Genomic DNA, 16,168 nt, shown 5'->3' with positions numbered 1-16,168 from the left:
GCCACCGCTGCCCCCTCGTCACCGCTGCCCCCTCGTCACCGCTGCCCCTCGTCACCGTCGTGCGCGCCAGTTCCGCCGCTGCGCGCCAGGCACACCGGGCGCGCAGCGGCGGAGGAGGCGCGTTGGCCAAACCGTCGCACGCGATTACACTCGACAGGTGAAGGTTTTGGCAGCAATGAGCGGTGGGGTGGACTCCGCCGTCGCCGCAGCCCGCGCGGTCGAGGCGGGACACGAGGTGGTCGGCGTGCACCTGGCCCTGAGCCGGATGCCCGGAACCCTTCGGACCGGCAGCCGTGGCTGCTGCACCGTCGAAGACTCGATGGACGCCCAGCGTGCAGCGAACATCATCGGCATCCCGTACTACGTCTGGGACTTCTCCGAACGGTTCAAGCTCGACGTGGTTGACGACTTCATTGCCGAATACGCCGCCGGTCGCACCCCCAACCCCTGCATGCGTTGCAACGAGCGGATCAAGTTCGCTGCGTTGCTCGAGAAGGCCATCGACCTTGGCTTCGACGCCGTCGCCACCGGGCACTACGCCACGATCCTGACGGATGCCGACGGCAACCGTGAACTGCACCGGGCCAGCGCCTGGGCCAAAGACCAGTCCTATGTGCTCGGTGTGCTCACCCAGGACCAGCTCGCACACTCGATGTTCCCGCTCGGGGCCACCCCGTCCAAGGCCGAGGTGCGCGCCGAAGCCGCCGAGCGCGGCTTCTCCGTGGCTACTAAGCCCGACTCCTACGACATCTGCTTCATCCCCGACGGCGACACCCGCGGCTGGCTGGCCGAGCGCGTGCCGTCGGCGACCGGCGACATCCTCGACCGTGACGGCAACACCCTCGGCCGGCACGAGGGTGCCGCCGCATTCACCGTCGGGCAGCGCAAGGGCCTGCAGATCGGAACCCCTGCCGCTGACGGAAAGCCGCGGTTCGTGCTCGAGGTGCGCCCGATCACCAACACGGTCGTCGTCGGACCGAAGGAAGCACTCGCGATCAAGGAGATCTCCGGCACGAAGTTCACCTGGTGCGGCGTCGCCCCCGCGCACCCGGAAATCGCGTTCGACTGCGACGTGCAGATCCGCGCCCACGCCGACCCGGTGCCCGCTGTGGCCCAGGTGGTCTCGACCGACCGGGGCACCGGCGACGGCATCGACGGGGTGGAACTCCGGATCCTGCCTGCCACGCCGCTGACCGGCGTCGCGCCCGGGCAGACCGCCGTGGTCTACCTCGGCACCCGCGTGCTCGGCCAGTGCACCATCGACCGCACTGTGAGCGCCGTCCCTGTCGCTCCCTCGGTCGCCGCCGCACATGCCTGACGGCGTGGCCGCCGAAACCCCGGCCGCCCTGCATCAGGCCGCAGCGGAGGTCACCGAACTCACCAAGCGGATCCTGGCCACCAGGGACGCCTACTACGAGCGCAACGAGGTCGTCATCTCGGATGCCGACTACGACGCCCTGGTGCACCGTCTCGCCGGCCTCGAGCGTGAATTTCCCGAACTGGCCAGCCAGGACAGCCCGACCCAGACCGTCGGAGGCCGCGCTGAAACCAGCCTCTTCGCGCCGGTGCAACACGCCGAGCGCATGCTCAGCCTCGACAACGTGTTCTCGATCGAGGAGTTCGACGACTGGGCCACGAAGGTGGAGCGAGACGCAGGCCGCACCGTGCACTACCTCTGCGAGCTCAAGATCGACGGCCTCGCCATCAACCTCCGCTACGAACACGGCGTGCTGGTCACCGCGGCGACCCGCGGCGACGGCGTGGTCGGCGAAGACGTGACCGAGAACATCCGCTGGGTCCCCGGGATTCCGCGACGCCTTGCCGGCACGGGCCACCCCGACCTGATCGAGGTCCGGGGCGAGATTTTCTTCCCGGTGGAGGCCTTCCGTGAACTCAATGCCGAGCAGGCCGCCGCAGGCGAACGGGTCTTCGCGAACCCGCGCAACGCGGCGAGCGGGTCGCTGCGCCAGAAGGCGGAGGGCAAGGCCAAGGAACCGCTTCGCCTGATGCGCGCCAGGCTCGGCCGGCTGCGGATGCTGGTGCACGGCATCGGCGCCTGGGTCAACCCGCCCGTGGCCGCCCAGTCCGAGGTCTACGGGCTGCTGGGTGGCTGGGGTCTACCGACAAGTACCTACTTCAAGGTGGAGCCGGCCGCCGCACGGGCGGCGAAGTTCATCGAGTACTACGGTGTGCACCGCGCCAGCGTTGAACATGAGATCGACGGCATCGTGATCAAGGTCGACGAACTCGCACTTCACGCCGAACTCGGTGCCACCAGCAGGGCCCCGCGCTGGGCCATCGCCTACAAGTACCCGCCTGAGCAGGTCCACACCAAACTGCTCGACATCATCGTGAGCGTCGGCCGCACCGGACGAGCCACCCCATTCGCGGTGATGGAGAAGGTGCGGGTCGCCGGATCCGAGGTCCGCCAGGCCACGCTGCATAACCAGGACGTGGTCAGGGCCAAGGGGATACTGATCGGCGATACCGTCGTGCTGCGCAAGGCCGGCGACGTCATCCCCGAAGTGCTCGGTCCGGTGCTCGAACTCCGCGACGGCACCGAACGCGCATTCGTGATGCCCGCGAACTGCCCGGAGTGTGGCACCCCGCTTGCCCCGGCGAAGGAGGGGGACATCGATCTGCGTTGCCCGAACGCGCGCAGCTGCCCCGCGCAGGTGCGCGGTCGGGTCGAACACATCGGTTCGCGGGGCGCGCTGGACATCGAGGTTCTCGGCGAGGTCGCTGCGGCCGCGCTGACCCAGCCGACGGTGCCTACCAAGCCGCCGCTCTCCACCGAGGCCGGGCTGTTCGACCTCACCCTGGCCGACCTGCTTTCGATCGAGGTGGTCGTGCGGGATGCTGAGACCGGACTGCCCCGCGAGGACGAGGACGGTTCCACCCGCCTGCGCACGCCGTTCCGCCGAAACCCGTCGGCCGCGGAGAAGAAGCAGGGGATAACCGGGCTGCAGCCCTCCTCCAACGCGATCAAGCTGCTGGGCGAGATCGAGCTGGCGAAGACCAAGCCGCTCTGGCGGTTGCTGGTGGCCCTCAACATCCGTCACGTGGGCCCGGTCGCCGCGCGCGCTCTCGCCGGCCACTTCGGGACCCTTGACCTGGTCCGCGCCGCCTCGCGGGATGAACTCGCCGAGGTCGCCGGGGTCGGCGGCATCATCGCGGACGCCCTGATCGCCTGGTTCGAGGTCGATTGGCACCGGGACATCGTGGACCAGTGGACCCGTGCCGGCGTGCAGTTCACGACGCCGGGACACCCGGGGCCGGGGGCCGCGGCCGCGGCCGGTGGGTTGCTTAGCGGGCTGACGGTCGTCACCACCGGTTCCCTCGACGGCTATAGCCGGGAGGAGGCCCAGGAGGCCATCATCTCCGCCGGCGGCAAATCCGCTTCCAGCGTCTCCAAGAACACGGACTTCGTCGCCGCCGGGCCGGGCGCCGGGTCGAAGCTGGCCAGGGCGGAGCAACTCGGAGTCCGTGTTCTGGACGCCGCCGGGTTCCACTTGCTCCTGACGAAGGGCGCCGCCGCTCTCGGGGACGGCGCGGGGGAGACCCCGGCCGACCCGGCAGTCCCGGCAGTCCCGGCAGTCCCGGCCGACTGAACTCAGTCGGCCGCGGCCAGGGAGGCGCCCGCCGGCAGGGTTCCGTCGTCGACCCAGCCGACCACCATTCGCGTGAACAACTCTGCGTCCTCGATGCTCCAGACGTGGTGCATCCCCGGCGCGATCCAGGTCCGGGTCTGCGGCAGGAGCGCCCGCAGCGTGGCCAGGCTGTCCCGCACGAGCCGGGATTCCTTCTCGCCCGCCACGGCGAGGAGCGGTCCGAGGTAACCATCCAGCCCCGCGGGGCTGACGCCGAAGTTCACGTCCTCGAAGACGCGCGCGGCATTGTCCGGCCGGATTCCGAGGCCGTGTTCGACGAAGAGGGTCACCGCATCCGCGGGCAGTCCGAAGGCCTTCGACTGCGCGCGCCAGTACCAGCGACGGCCCCACAGGCGCAGGTGCAGGGTGTTGACGAAGCGGGCCAAGCCGTGAATGCCGTCCAGGGGAACGCCCGAGACGAGGCAGGAGTGCAGCAGGCCGGGATGGCGCGCCATGACTTGCACCGCCACAAGACCGCCGAGGGAGAGCCCGACCAGGTGCGCGCGGGCGCCGTGCGCGTGCTTGGCGATGATGGCGGCCACGTCGTCGGCGGTCTCTTCGAGTGAGCGCCAGTCCGCGACGGAGCGGTCACCGAAGCCCGGTAGGTCAGGGGTGAGCACGTGGCGGCCGGGCAGGGCGGCGACCTGCGGCTGCCAGGACCAGGCGGCGACGGACCCGCCGTGCAGGAACACGATGGTTTCGGTGCCGGTCGCCTCGGCGCCGTGTTCGAGTGGGTAGCTCACGGGAGCGCCGCCACGGTCTCGTCCAGCCAGGCCAGCTCGGCTTCGGCGTGCCGGATCCCGTTCCGGAGAGTCGCGCGCCGGAGGGCGTGCGCGAGATCGACGGGTTCGCCGCGCTCCTGCCCGACCAGCGCGGTGAGCCGTGAGAGGGCGGAATCCGCCTCGTCCCGTCGAGACTGCAGCAGGCCGGCCGCGGCGGGGATTCCGAGTTCGCCGACGAAGAAGACCCGCACCAGGAAGGCGTCGTGGGGGGTCTCCGGGGGCAGCGGCGAGGCCAGCCATTCGCGCAGCGCGGTGAGGCCGGTCGTGGTGATCCGGTGCACACGCCGGTCGGGGCGCCCGTCCTGGGCGATCACTTCCACTTCCGCGAGGCCGTCGGTCACGAGGAGGGCCAGCGTGCGATAGATCTGCGACTGGTCGGCGGACCAGAAGTGGGCGACGGACGCTTCGATGGTCTTCTTGAGGTCGTAGCCCGTGTGGGGTTTCAGTTTGAGAACCCCCAGGATGGCGTATTTCAATGACATGACTGTATAAGACTATACATATATAAGACTTGACAAGTATAAGTTTTCGGCGAAAAACACCCCTCTAGAGGGGGGAATGCGACCGGTCAACCGCGTCGCCGTTTCAGTATTCTGGAGGTGCAGGCCTTGTGTTTCACGTCGAGCTACCCGACTGCTCGGTGTTCGTGAGGGGACGTACCCGAGTTTGCTCTTAGCGGCGGCAGCACTGATAACCGCCTCACTGGCTTTCCACACGGTCAGTGAGCCCTTTGGAGTGCACTCGCTCAGGTCCCCGGCGGTCACCGCCCGGGTCTCGGTCGTTCCTGTCTCGGTCGTTCCCGTCTCGGTCGCCCCGGCGCCGGTGGGGGTCATCATCCTGTCCACGCCGCTCAGGCTGGACCTCGCGGTCTCGACCGGCTCGGTGTCGACCGGCTCATCGTCCCCACGCGCGGCGGCCGGGATCGGCACCGCGGGGGAGCCGGGCGTCGCGGTGCAACCGGCGGCGTCTGTGGTGACGGGAGCGGACGCCGGTCTTGAGTCAGTGCGACGGCTGTCTGGAGCCAGCCTGCTCGCGGGCCTGTCGCGGCTGTCGGTCGGCGACATCTCCACCTTCGTCGCAGAGTTCCCCAGCCAGGTCGACTCCCTGCTGGCCGTGCCCCCCGCCGCTACCGAGGTCACCGGGTGGTGGACCGGGTTGGACGGCACCGAGCGGTCGTCCCTCCTTGCCGGGGCGCCGCGGCTGGTCGGAAACCTCGACGGCATCCCCTTCCGGCAGCGCGGCCGGGCCAACGCCCGTTACCTGGGCCAGAGCCTGGCCGAGGTGGATCGCCGGCTCGCCGGCACACTCGACGACACGTCGCGGGATGCCGCCACGCGGGAGCGCGCCATCCTGACCCAGGTCCAGGTCGCCCTCCGCCCGACCGACGGGGGTCCCCGCCGATCCCTGATCGTCCTGGACACGGTGGCGGGTGGCCGGGCCGCCATCGCCCTGGGCAACCCGGACGCCGCCGCCTACGTCAGCTACCTTGTGCCGGGCATGAACTACGGTGTCGAGCCTCAGATCGTGAACTGGACCGCGACAGCGGCGTCCCTCTACGGCGAGCAGCGCACCGTGCTCGCAGAGCGGGCCGCGAGCGGCCGGGGTTCGGCCGCCGCGGGCATCGCGGTCGTCGCCTGGATCGGCTACGAAGCGCCGGACCTGTTCAGCGTCGGGGGCCTCGACCACGCCGTCGCCGGCGCCGACTTCCTGGAGAAGTACTCGCAGGGCATCCGCTCAGACCGAATCGGCGACCAGCCATTCGTCTCGGTGTTCGCGCACTCCTACGGCTCGACGGTCGCGCTCACGGCCCTGTCGCGCGGGTCGTTCGAGGTTGACGCGCTGGTCCTGGTCGGTTCTCCCGGCAGCCAGATCCAGTCCGTCGACAGCCTGAGCGTGGCCAACGGCAACGTGTTCGTGGGAAAGGCGGACTGGGACCCGGCGGTCAACAGTGCTTTCTTCGGCAGTGACCCGGGCGCACAATCGTACGGCGCCCGGCCCCTGGGGGTGTTCGGTGCGCGCGATCGGCTCACCGGGACCTGGCTGGCCGGTTCTATCGGCCACAACGCCTATTTCGACCGGGGCAGTGAGTCACTGCACAACATGGCCCTGATCGGAACGGACAACGCGGATCTGGTCACCGACGGCTCCGAATAGAATTGGGGAATCCACCTCGACGATAATCGGAGCAACATGTCTGAAATCACGGCCGAGCAGGTAGCGCATTTGGCCAACCTCGCCCGGATCGACCTCAGCCCGGAGGAGATCAACCGCCTCACCACGGAACTCGGCCAGATCGTCGATTCCGTCGCGAAGGTAGCCGAAGTGGCCACACCGGACGTTCCGGCGACCAGCCACCCGATGCCGCTGACCAACGTTTTCCGCCCCGACACGGTCGTTCCCTCGCTCACCGTCGAACAGGCGCTCTCCGGCGCGCCCGACCACGACGGCGACAAGTTCCGAGTGCCCGCGATCCTGGACGAGGAATGACCATGACCAACCTGATCAAGCTGTCTGCCGCCGATCTGTCCGGACTGCTCGCCGACCGGTCGGTGAGCTCCGTCGAAGTGACCCGTGCCCACCTCGACCACATCGCCGCCATCGACACCGATGTGCACGCCTTCCTGCACGTGGCACGGGATGCCGCCCTCGCCACCGCCGCCCGGATCGACGCCCGCCGCGCCGCCGGCGACGTGCTCGGCCCGCTCGCCGGGGTCCCGATCGCCATCAAGGACGTGCTCGCCACCCAGGACATGCCGTCCACGGCCGGCTCGAAGATCCTCGAGGGTTGGATCCCGCCCTACGACGCCACGGTCGTCAGGCGCGTGCGCGACGCCGGACTGATTCCGCTCGGCAAAACCAACATGGACGAGTTCGCGATGGGCTCGTCGACCGAGTTCTCCGCTTACGGTCCGACGCACAACCCGTGGGACCTCGACCGGATCCCCGGCGGGTCGGGAGGCGGCTCGGCAGCCGCGGTGAGCTCTTTCGAGGCTCCCCTCGCCCTCGGCAGCGACACCGGCGGTTCCATCCGCCAGCCTGCCGCCGTCACCGGCTCCGTCGGAGTCAAGCCCACCTACGGCGGCGTCTCCCGCTACGGCTCGATCGCGCTCGCGTCCTCGCTGGACCAGGTCGGTCCCGTCACCCGCACGGTCTACGACGCGGCCCTGCTGCACGATGTCATCGGCGGGCACGACCCGCTGGACTCGACGTCGCTCACCGATTCCTGGCCGTCGATGGCTGCCGCCGCACGCGCCGGCCTGGCCGACGGCGCACTGCAGGGCGTGCGCGTCGGCGTGGTCAAGGAGCTCGCCGGCGAGGGATTCCAACCCGGCGTCAAGCAGCGCTTCGAGGAGACCCTGGCCCTACTCGCCCAGGCCGGCGCGGAGATCGTGGAGGTCAGCGCACCGAACTTCGAGTACGCGATCGCCGCGTACTACCTGATCCTGCCCGCGGAGGCGTCGAGCAACCTGGCCAGATTCGACTCGGTGCGCTTCGGCATCCGGGTCGACCCGGCCGAGGGCCCCCTCACCAGCGAACGGGTGATGGCGGCCACCCGCGACGCCGGCTTCGGCCCCGAGGTCAAGCGTCGCATCATCCTCGGCACCTACGCCCTGAGCGCCGGGTACTACGACGCGTACTACGGCAGCGCCCAGAAGGTGCGCACGCTCATCCAGCGCGACTTCGACGCGGCATTCGCCCAGGTCGACGTGCTGGTGTCGCCGAGCGCTCCCACCACGGCCTTCAAATTCGGTGAGAAGATGACCGACCCGATGGCGATGTACCTGAACGACGTCACCACGATCCCGGCGAACCTTGCCGGCGTGCCGGGGATGAGTCTTCCGATGGGGCTCGCTCCCGAAGATGGGCTCCCCGTCGGCCTGCAGATCATGGCGCCGGCGAAACTGGATGCCCGCCTGTACACCTTCGGTGCCGCCGTTGAGCGCCTACTCGAGGCGTCCTGGGGCCACACCCTGCTCAGCCAGGCGCCCGAGCTCGCGCCCACCGAAATGTTCGCCAGCGAAGAGGGAGTCGTCTGATGAAAAAAGCCGAACTGATGGACTACGACAAGGCCCTCGAACTGTTCGAGCCGGTGCTCGGCTTCGAGGTGCACGTCGAACTCAACACCAAGACCAAGATGTTCTGCGGCTGTGCCAACGAATTCGGCCAGGGTGCCAACACGAACACCTGCCCGACCTGCCTCGGCCTGCCGGGCGGACTCCCGCAGGTGAACGCCAAGGCGATCGAGTCGAGCATCCGCCTCGGGCTCGCCCTCGGCTGCGAGATCGCCGAGTACTCCCGGTTCGCCCGCAAGAACTACTTCTACCCGGACACCGCGAAGAACTTCCAGACCTCGCAGTACGACGAGCCGATCGCGTTCAACGGCCAACTCACGATCGAGCTCGAAAGCGGTCGCCTGGTCACGGTCGATATTGAACGCGCCCACATGGAGGACGACGCCGGAAAACTCACCCACGTCGGCGGCGCGACCGGGCGCATCCAAGGCGCCGACTACTCCCTCGTGGACTACAACCGCGGCGGGGTGCCCCTGGTGGAGATCGTCACCCAGATGATCGAGGGCGGCGAGGCTGACGCCCCGGAGATCGGGCGTACCTATGTCGCCGCGATTCGCGAGATCGTGAAGGGTCTCGGCGTCTCCAACGCTCGGATGGAGGAGGGCAATGTGCGCTGCGACGCCAACGTCTCCCTCCGCCCCCGCGGATCGAACATCCTCGGTACGCGCACCGAGACCAAGAACGTCAACTCGCTCCGTTCGGTCGAACGCGCCGTGCGCTACGAGATCCAGCGCCAGGCGGCGCTGCTGGCCGCGGGCGGTACGATCACCCAGGAGACCAGGCACTGGCACGAGGACACCGGCATCACCTCCGCCGGCCGGCCCAAGTCGGATGCCGACGACTACCGCTACTTCCCCGAGCCCGACCTCGTGCCCGTCGCGCCGTCGCGCGAATGGGTCGAGGAGCTTCGTGCAACCCTGCCGGAGCCCCCGGCCGCCCGGCGCAAGCGGCTGCAGGCCGATTGGGGCTTCGCGAACCTGGAGTTCCAGGACGTCGTCAACTCCGACCTGCTCGACGCCGTCGAGGCCACCATCGCCGCCGGATCGGCAGCCCAGGCCGCCCGCAAGTGGTGGACCGGTGAGGTGGCCAGGCTCGCGAACGTGGCCGGCGTGGCAGCCGACTCCCTCGTGCACCCCGTTCAGGTTGCCGCCCTGATCGAACTCGTCGTGGCAGGAACGCTCACCGACCGCCTTGCCCGCCAGGTGCTCGAGGGCGTCATCGCCGGCGAGGGCACCCCGCTCGAGGTCGTCGAGCTGCGCGGCCTCGTGGTTGTGTCGGACGACGGCGCGCTCATCGCGGCGATCGACGAGGCCCTGGCCGCGCAGCCCGACGTGCTCGCGAAGATCCGCGACGGCAAGGTGCAGGCGGCGGGCGCCGTGATCGGCGCCGTCATGAAGGCCATGCGCGGCCAGGCGGATGCCGCCCGGGTGCGGGAGCTCGTGCTGGAGAGAGCCGGAACGGCGCAGTAATGGCATTCGGGAAGAAGCAGCGGCCGGCCGAACCCGGGCGAACCGGGTTCGGCGTGGGGGTCCAGGTCCTGGTGCGACTCGACCGCAGCAACTACCCCGATTCCCACGCGCCGGACCCGAGCGGGGTGATCGTGGCCGGCGGGGACATGGAAGGCGCCGCGCTCTACGCCCCGGTGACCCTGCGCGAGGCGGTCTGGGTCGTGCAATTCGACGAACCGTTCTACGGCCTCGACGGGTCTGGCCCGCACGAGTCCGCCCGGGTGACGCAGAGTCACCTCCAAGCCGCACCGGAAGCATGAGCGTGACCCACGAGCGCCCGGCCGGCGTGGCGGACATCCGTCGGTGGCGACAGTATCTGGCCGACGAACAGGCCGAGGCTGCGGTCTACCGTGACCTGGCCGCGCGTCGCACCGGGGAGGAGAAGGAAATCCTGCTCGCCCTCGCCGAGGCGGAGGGTCGCCATGAAGCGCACTGGCGGCACCTCCTCGGAGACCAGGCAGGGACGCCGCGGCGCGGCGCCATACGCACCCGCTTCCTCGGTTTCCTGGCCCGCAGGTTCGGCTCGGTGTTCGTACTCGCCCTGGCCCAGCGGGCCGAGTCGCGTTCGCCCTACGACGACGATGCGGATGCCACCAGCACGATGGCCGCGGACGAACGCATCCACGAAGAGGTCGTGCGCGGCCTTGCGGCCCGTGGTCGCCAGCGCCTGGCCGGAACCTTCCGTGCCGCGGTCTTCGGCATCAACGACGGCCTGGTGAGCAACCTGGCCCTGGTGCTCGGAATCGGGGCCACCGGTGTTCCGACGGCCACAATCCTCTTCACCGGAATCGCCGGGCTGCTCGCCGGCGCCCTATCGATGGGAGCGGGGGAGTACGTGTCCGTGCGTTCCCAGCGGGAACTGCTCGAGGCATCCACCCCGAACCCGGCCACCCGAACGGTTTTGTCCCACCTCGACCTTGCGGCCAACGAACTGACCCTGGTCTACCGGGCGCAGGGAATGAGCCCGGAGCGGGCCGAGGTGCACGCCCGGGAGGTGCTGCGCACGGTGGCCATCGCCACCGGTCCGGTCGAAGTCGCTCCCCGGGGCGCTCTCTCGCCCGCGGTCGACGAGCACGAGGCGATCGGCACCGGCCTCGGCGCGGCAACGTCGAGTTTCTGTTTCTTCGCCTCAGGGGCGATCCTGCCCGTCCTTCCCTACCTGTTCGGGCTCAGCGGGCCGGCGGCGATCATCGTGGCGGCCGTGCTGGTCGGCCTCGCCCTCCTGGCCACCGGCGCAATCGTCGGGCTGCTCTCCGGCGGACCACCTCTGCGACGTGCCCTCCGACAGCTGCTGATCGGCTTCGGCGCCGCCGGAGTCACCTACCTGCTCGGACTGCTCTTCGGCACGTCATTGGCGTGATCGCCGTCGGTGAACGGGCCTCTCCCCGGTGGCCGAGCTCGTCGAATACCTGCAGGCCTGTCCTCCGTCCCGGTGATTGAGCCTGTCGAAATCGCCGCACCTGGTCTCGACGAACTCGACCACCGTCGGTGGTTGAGCCTGTCGAAATCACGTCTGGCTTGTGCTCCACAAATCTCCTTTGATCAGGTTATCCACAGCCCATCGTGAGGGCCGGGTGGGTGCCTGCGGATGTCGGTGGCTGGTCGTAGTGTGCGGGTATGGCCACTCCGGTGAGCATCACCCAACAGCAGCTCGGACTGCTCTTCGACGCGGTCGCGGCGACTCCGAGTTTGGCGACTCCCGATCAGTGCGCGCGGTGGTCGACGAACGGCATCCGCGGCCCGCGCCGGGGTCTCCCGGCCACGCCGCTGTTCTCCACCAGCCGCACCACCCGGAAGCGGTGCGGCCGCCACTGCTCCATGGCCGCCACCAGCTGCCGGTCGTCGAACTCCACGCCGAACAAGGCGTGCCCGATGAACCCGGCAAGGTGGTAGTCGCCGACCGAGAGCGCATCCGCGTCGCCGAGGGCCCGCTGGGCGACCTCCGCTGCCGTCCAGACCCCCACGCCCGGCATCGATCGGAGCCTGGTCGCCGCCTCTTCCGGGGACAGGTCGACGCAGCGCTCCAGTTGCCGCGCCACGTCCAGGACAGCCATCACCGTTCGTGACCGTTGCGGATCGACGCCGGCCTTGTGCCATTCCCAGGACGGGATCAGCTGCCAGGCGCGCACGGTCGGCACGACCATCATGGGGCCGGGGGTCGGGCCGGGGGCCGGCGTGCCGTACGCGTGCACCAACCGCCGCCACGATGCGGTCGCCTGCACGGCGATGACCCGCTGCTCGAGGATCGCCGGGATCAGCGCCTCCATCACCCGTCCCGTCTTCGGGATGCGCAGGCCTGGATGCCGCCGGTGCGCGCCGTCGAGCACAGGATGGGCGGGGTCGAATCCGGCCGGGTCATCATCCCGACCGACCATCGCGGGTGCCGCGTCGATCGCGGCCCGGGCGCCGGCGCCCCAGGCCTGGCAGGTGATGGTGTGCAGGTCCGACTGCGCGAACCGCAGCGAGGCCGGTCCATCGACGGTGAGTGTGGTGCGCCAGAGCGATCCGTCGGTGGCGACCTGGTGGGTCGGGTCGGCCCGGCCGTGCCGCAGGCGGGCGAGGGTGAGGGCGACGTCGGTCGGATGCCGGGGGTGCCAGGTGGAGGCGGCATCCGGGGAAATCGTGGTTGGGAGAGTCATTGTCCTCGTCGGGCGTAGCCATCCAACTCCCGGCGTGCCGCAGGGGCGAGCGTGCACTCGGGCAGATGCCGGGCAGGAGCGTCTCGATCGGAGCGATCGTTTCGCAAAAGTGTACGCGTTCGGCCGGCTGCGCGGCTCGGCATCCGGAACGCGGTCTACGGCATGCGGATGAACGCCCTGTTCCACCCGCGGGGCGTCGCCGCGGCGTGCGCCCTCGCGACTGTGATCGTCGTGCCGTTCGTGCAGCCCGGCCTGCCCATCCTGGTCGCGGCCGTCGTCGCCGGCTTGATCGGCTGGATCGGCCTCCCCGGCGCCGCGCGCGGTCGCCGTGTCGTCGATGGCAGCGCTGTTCGAACCCCACGACACCCTCCTCGCGGCCTTCCTCGACCGAGGCGAGGAACGCACGGCGGAGGCCAGGAACCAGCTCGCCCAGATGGTGCCGATGCTGCTGAACAGATTGATCGAACCGATGCCGTCGCCCGCCTGCTGGCCTGACTGACCAGCGAGGAGAACACCCACGTCTGCGGGCAGATCGTCTACATCGACGGCGGGTCCGACGTCCTCATCCGTGGGGATTCCACCTGGTGACCATCCGGCGAGCCCGTGCAGCCCGTGACGGATGCCTGGTGCGGCTGCCAGCACCCGCCCGGGAGCCGCCCTTGTAGAATCGTCCATGGCCCTGCGCTTCCAGGGACACCGCACCGGAGTCCCACGGGTGCCCCTGAACCGCCCCTCGAGAGGCAGCAATGAGCCTGATCCGGCTGAACGACGTCAGCGTCCGCTTTGAAAACGCGCAGATCCTGCGCGAGGCGTTCTTCCGCCTCGAAACCGGCGACAGGGTCGGTCTGATCGGCAAGAACGGGTCGGGCAAGACGTCGATTCTGAAGCTGGTCCTCGGCCAGGTCCTTCCGGACACCGGCACCGTCAGCCTCGACGCCGACATCAAGGTGGGTTACTTCTCCCAGTTCTCTGAGTTGAACGGCCAATCCACAATTCTCGAGGTGCTCGACGAGCTCTTCGCCCCGATCAAGGCCATCGAAGCCGAACTGGCGTCGATCGACGCGGCCATCGCGGCCGACCCGTCGGGCAGCGCGGAACTGGACCGGCTCATCCACCGCCAGGCCGAGCTGTTCGAGGACATGGACAGGCTCGACGGCTGGGACTACACCCGCCGCATCGACACCGCACTGACCACCCTGGGCTTCGACGAGGCCCACCGGGTCTGCTCGATCGACGAGCTTTCGGGCGGGTGGCGCAACCGCGCCGCGCTGGCCAAGATCCTGCTCGAGGGCCCCGACGTTCTCCTGCTGGACGAGCCCACCAACTACCTCGACGTGGCCGGTGTCGAGTGGCTGGAAGCCTGGTTCCGCACCTTCCGGGGGGCCGCGATCATCGTCTCCCACGACCGCAGGTTCCTCGACGCCGTCGTTACCCGAATCATCGAGGTCGAGAACTTCCACCTGCACGAGTACCCGGGCAACTTCGGCGAGTACGTGGTGCAGAAGCAGTTCAGGCTCAAGAACCTGGAACAGCAGTTCGTGCACGAATCAGAGCTGCTCGCCTTCGAAGCGGAGGGGATCGCCGATCGCCGGGAAGCCGCGAAGGCCGCCACCCGGGACCTCGGAAACCAGCTGTCCAAGATCAAGAAGGCCCGCACGCCGCGACCCGTCGACCAGATCATCACCGAGATCTACGGTGGCCTGCACGTGAAGGATGTCCTCTGCCGAGTCGAATCGCTCGGCAAGTCCTACGGCGACAAGGTGCTCTTCCAAGGGCTCAGCTTCGAGATCAGGCGGGGCAACCGGATCGTGGTCCTCGGCGCCAACGGCAGCGGGAAGACCACCCTGCTCCGGGTGCTCACGGGCGAGGAACGGGCCGACTCCGGCGAGGTCGCCTGGGCGAACGGGACCGCCGTGGTGTCCTACAACCGTGTCCTCGCCGAACTCGACGACACCGACACGGTCACCCACGCCGTCAACGCGATGCCCGGCAGCCTGGCTTTCACGGCAACCCGGAAGTCCGTCGGCCGGTTCCTGTCGATGTTCCAGTTCTCCGAAGCTGACCTCAAACAGAAGATCGGCAACCTGTCCGGCGGCCAGCGTGCGCGCGTCGCGATGGCGCAGTGCCTGCTCTCCGGCGCATCCGTGCTGCTGCTGGACGAACCGACCAACCACCTCGACATGTCCAGCACCCAGGTGATGGAGCGGGCGCTGCTGCACTTCCCCGGCGCCGTGGTCGTGGTCAGCCACGACCGTTTCTTCAGCGACAAGATCGCCAACCGGCACCTCGTCTTCGGCGGCGACAGCGCGGTGCCCGGTCAGATTGAGGTGCGCGCGGCCTGACCGGCACCGCCTGGCGGAAGATTAGGGAGCCAGGTCGCGTCGGCGGAACGCCGTCGTTCCCCCGGCCAGGAACGCGACAGCGACCACCGTGAGCCAGAGCAGGCCGTCGAGGTCCGGGTTGGGCCCCGGCAGGAGCGGCGAGTGCGCGAACGGGCTGAGGTCGATGACCACTTGGGGCACGCCCCACAGAGTGCCGAACTCGCCGGCCAGGATGAACGCGATGTAGGCGACCCAGACGCCCGCAGTGGCCCGGGGCCAGAGGCCCCAGATGAGGATGGCCAGTCCCACGACGACCCACGCGGCCGGGATCCTCGCGATCGCCGCGATCGTGACCCGGGCGATCTGGCTCGGATCGCCCAGGGCGAGGGCATGACCGGCGCCTGTTCCGGCACCGGCGACGATCAGCAGCCAGGCGACACCGGCGAGGGCCAGCCCGCCGTGAGCGGCGAGCATCCGGGCCCGCCCGACCGACGTTGCGAGGAGCGCCTCCGCGTGCCCCGCGGATTCCTCACCCCGGAGCCGGGACACCGCGACGACTCCGTAGGCGGCGACGATGGTGCCGAACAGCCCGATCTCGGCGGCGAGGAAGGCTTCCGTCAGACCCTGGCTGCCGCCGAGCCGCTCGACGATCGCCTTCATACCAGGGGAGTTGAGAAGATCGGCAACCGTGTGCGCGATCGTTCCGAGAACCGGGCCCAGGATGGCCAGCGCGATGGTCCACGCCAGCAGGGTGGGGGCCTGCAGGCGCCAGGCCAGGCCGAGCGGCGTCCCCAGCCGGCCCGCCGCGGGACCGGAGCGCTCCGTGATCATCCCGCTGCCGAGGTCCCGGCGACGACGCAGGAAGAACGCCGCGGCTGTGGTCACCGCCGTGGCGGCCAGAGGGAGTGCCAGGACACCCCAGTGGTCACCCGCGAAGGCCCTGATCTGCTGATTCCACCCGATCGGCGACAGCCAGGACAGCCAGCCTGGTCCGGCTTCGGAGAGGTCGCCGACGGCCCGGAGCAGATAGGCGGCCCCGATCCCCGCCAGGGCCAGCCCGCTGGCGGCTCGTGAGCCCGTGGTGACCTGCGCGGTCGCTGCGGCCAGGCCGGCGAAACACGCCCCCGTGACCGCCCAGCCGGCGCCGAACGCCACCGAACCGGGCGCCGGCAGGCCGGCGGCGAGGAGCCCCGCG

General features: G+C 69.5%; 14 protein-coding genes. 10 read left to right on the top strand and 4 right to left on the bottom strand.

The annotated features are described in order from the left end of the window. The first annotated feature begins 157 nt into the window (after positions 1-157). Entirely contained in the window at positions 158-1,318 is a 1,161-nt protein-coding gene (gene mnmA / locus E3O19_RS12645; RefSeq protein ID WP_241981361.1) for a tRNA 2-thiouridine(34) synthase MnmA, read from the top strand. Further along, on the top strand, positions 1,311-3,611 hold the full coding sequence (ligA, locus tag E3O19_RS12640; protein ID WP_134568125.1) for an NAD-dependent DNA ligase LigA: 2,301 nt from the start codon (positions 1,311-1,313) through the stop codon (positions 3,609-3,611). Before mnmA ends, ligA begins: the two co-directional genes overlap by 8 nt. Before the next feature lie 2 nt (positions 3,612-3,613). On the opposite strand, the gene E3O19_RS12635 is transcribed toward ligA, so the two are convergent. Both E3O19_RS12635 and E3O19_RS12630 read right to left on the bottom strand, forming a co-directional pair. Continuing rightward, the gene (locus E3O19_RS12635; protein WP_134568123.1) at positions 3,614-4,393 is read right to left on the bottom strand and encodes an alpha/beta fold hydrolase; all 780 of its coding nucleotides are present in this window, start codon (positions 4,391-4,393) and stop codon (positions 3,614-3,616) included. Next, a complete protein-coding gene (locus E3O19_RS12630) occupies positions 4,390-4,914 on the bottom strand; it encodes a PadR family transcriptional regulator (RefSeq protein ID WP_134568121.1) in 525 nt (174 codons plus the stop codon). Before E3O19_RS12630 ends, E3O19_RS12635 begins: the two co-directional genes overlap by 4 nt. 253 nt (positions 4,915-5,167) lie before the next feature. On the opposite strand from E3O19_RS12630, the gene E3O19_RS12625 reads away from it, so the two are divergent. From E3O19_RS12625 to E3O19_RS12600, 6 genes are read left to right on the top strand one after another with little or no spacing between them, the layout of a single operon-like run. Further along, positions 5,168-6,586, top strand: a complete 1,419-nt coding sequence (locus tag E3O19_RS12625; RefSeq protein ID WP_134568119.1) for an alpha/beta hydrolase — start codon at positions 5,168-5,170, stop codon at positions 6,584-6,586. Positions 6,587-6,622: 36 nt separating this feature from the next. Further along, positions 6,623-6,919, top strand: a complete 297-nt coding sequence (gene gatC / locus E3O19_RS12620) for an Asp-tRNA(Asn)/Glu-tRNA(Gln) amidotransferase subunit GatC (RefSeq protein WP_134507059.1) — start codon at positions 6,623-6,625, stop codon at positions 6,917-6,919. 2 nt (positions 6,920-6,921) lie between these two features. Beyond that, positions 6,922-8,469: an Asp-tRNA(Asn)/Glu-tRNA(Gln) amidotransferase subunit GatA gene (gatA, locus tag E3O19_RS12615; RefSeq protein ID WP_134568117.1), complete on the top strand. Its 1,548-nt coding sequence runs from the start codon at positions 6,922-6,924 to the stop codon at positions 8,467-8,469. Continuing rightward, a complete protein-coding gene (gene gatB, locus E3O19_RS12610; protein WP_134568115.1) occupies positions 8,469-9,974 on the top strand; it encodes an Asp-tRNA(Asn)/Glu-tRNA(Gln) amidotransferase subunit GatB in 1,506 nt (501 codons plus the stop codon). The genes gatA and gatB overlap by 1 nt, the downstream gene beginning before the upstream one ends. Next, entirely contained in the window at positions 9,974-10,273 is a 300-nt protein-coding gene (locus E3O19_RS12605) for a hypothetical protein (protein ID WP_134568113.1), read from the top strand. The genes gatB and E3O19_RS12605 overlap by 1 nt, the downstream gene beginning before the upstream one ends. Continuing rightward, positions 10,270-11,373, top strand: a complete 1,104-nt coding sequence (locus E3O19_RS12600) for a VIT1/CCC1 transporter family protein (RefSeq protein ID WP_134568111.1) — start codon at positions 10,270-10,272, stop codon at positions 11,371-11,373. Before E3O19_RS12605 ends, E3O19_RS12600 begins: the two co-directional genes overlap by 4 nt. Positions 11,374-11,716: 343 nt before the next feature. On the opposite strand, the gene E3O19_RS12595 is transcribed toward E3O19_RS12600, so the two are convergent. Then, positions 11,717-12,652 (bottom strand): DNA-3-methyladenine glycosylase family protein, encoded by a 936-nt coding sequence (locus tag E3O19_RS12595; protein WP_174776938.1) that lies wholly within the window; start codon positions 12,650-12,652, stop codon positions 11,717-11,719. A 337-nt stretch (positions 12,653-12,989) separates the two neighbouring features. Here E3O19_RS12595 and E3O19_RS17960 point away from each other — a divergent pair, with 337 nt between their 5' ends. Further along, on the top strand, positions 12,990-13,151 hold the full coding sequence (locus tag E3O19_RS17960; protein WP_174776937.1) for a hypothetical protein: 162 nt from the start codon (positions 12,990-12,992) through the stop codon (positions 13,149-13,151). 247 nt (positions 13,152-13,398) lie between these two features. Then, the gene (locus E3O19_RS12580; protein ID WP_134568109.1) at positions 13,399-14,994 is read left to right on the top strand and encodes an ABC-F family ATP-binding cassette domain-containing protein; all 1,596 of its coding nucleotides are present in this window, start codon (positions 13,399-13,401) and stop codon (positions 14,992-14,994) included. A 21-nt stretch (positions 14,995-15,015) separates the two neighbouring features. On the opposite strand, the gene E3O19_RS17845 is transcribed toward E3O19_RS12580, so the two are convergent. Further along, positions 15,016-16,168 (bottom strand): ABC transporter permease (locus E3O19_RS17845; RefSeq protein ID WP_166804566.1); only part of this gene is annotated, 1,153 nt, incomplete at its 5' end.

This window comes from Cryobacterium algoritolerans (genome assembly GCF_004402785.1).
In the GTDB taxonomy this organism is placed as follows: Bacteria; Actinomycetota; Actinomycetes; order Actinomycetales; family Microbacteriaceae; genus Cryobacterium; species Cryobacterium algoritolerans.
This window is presented reverse-complemented; position numbering and strand designations above follow the sequence as displayed.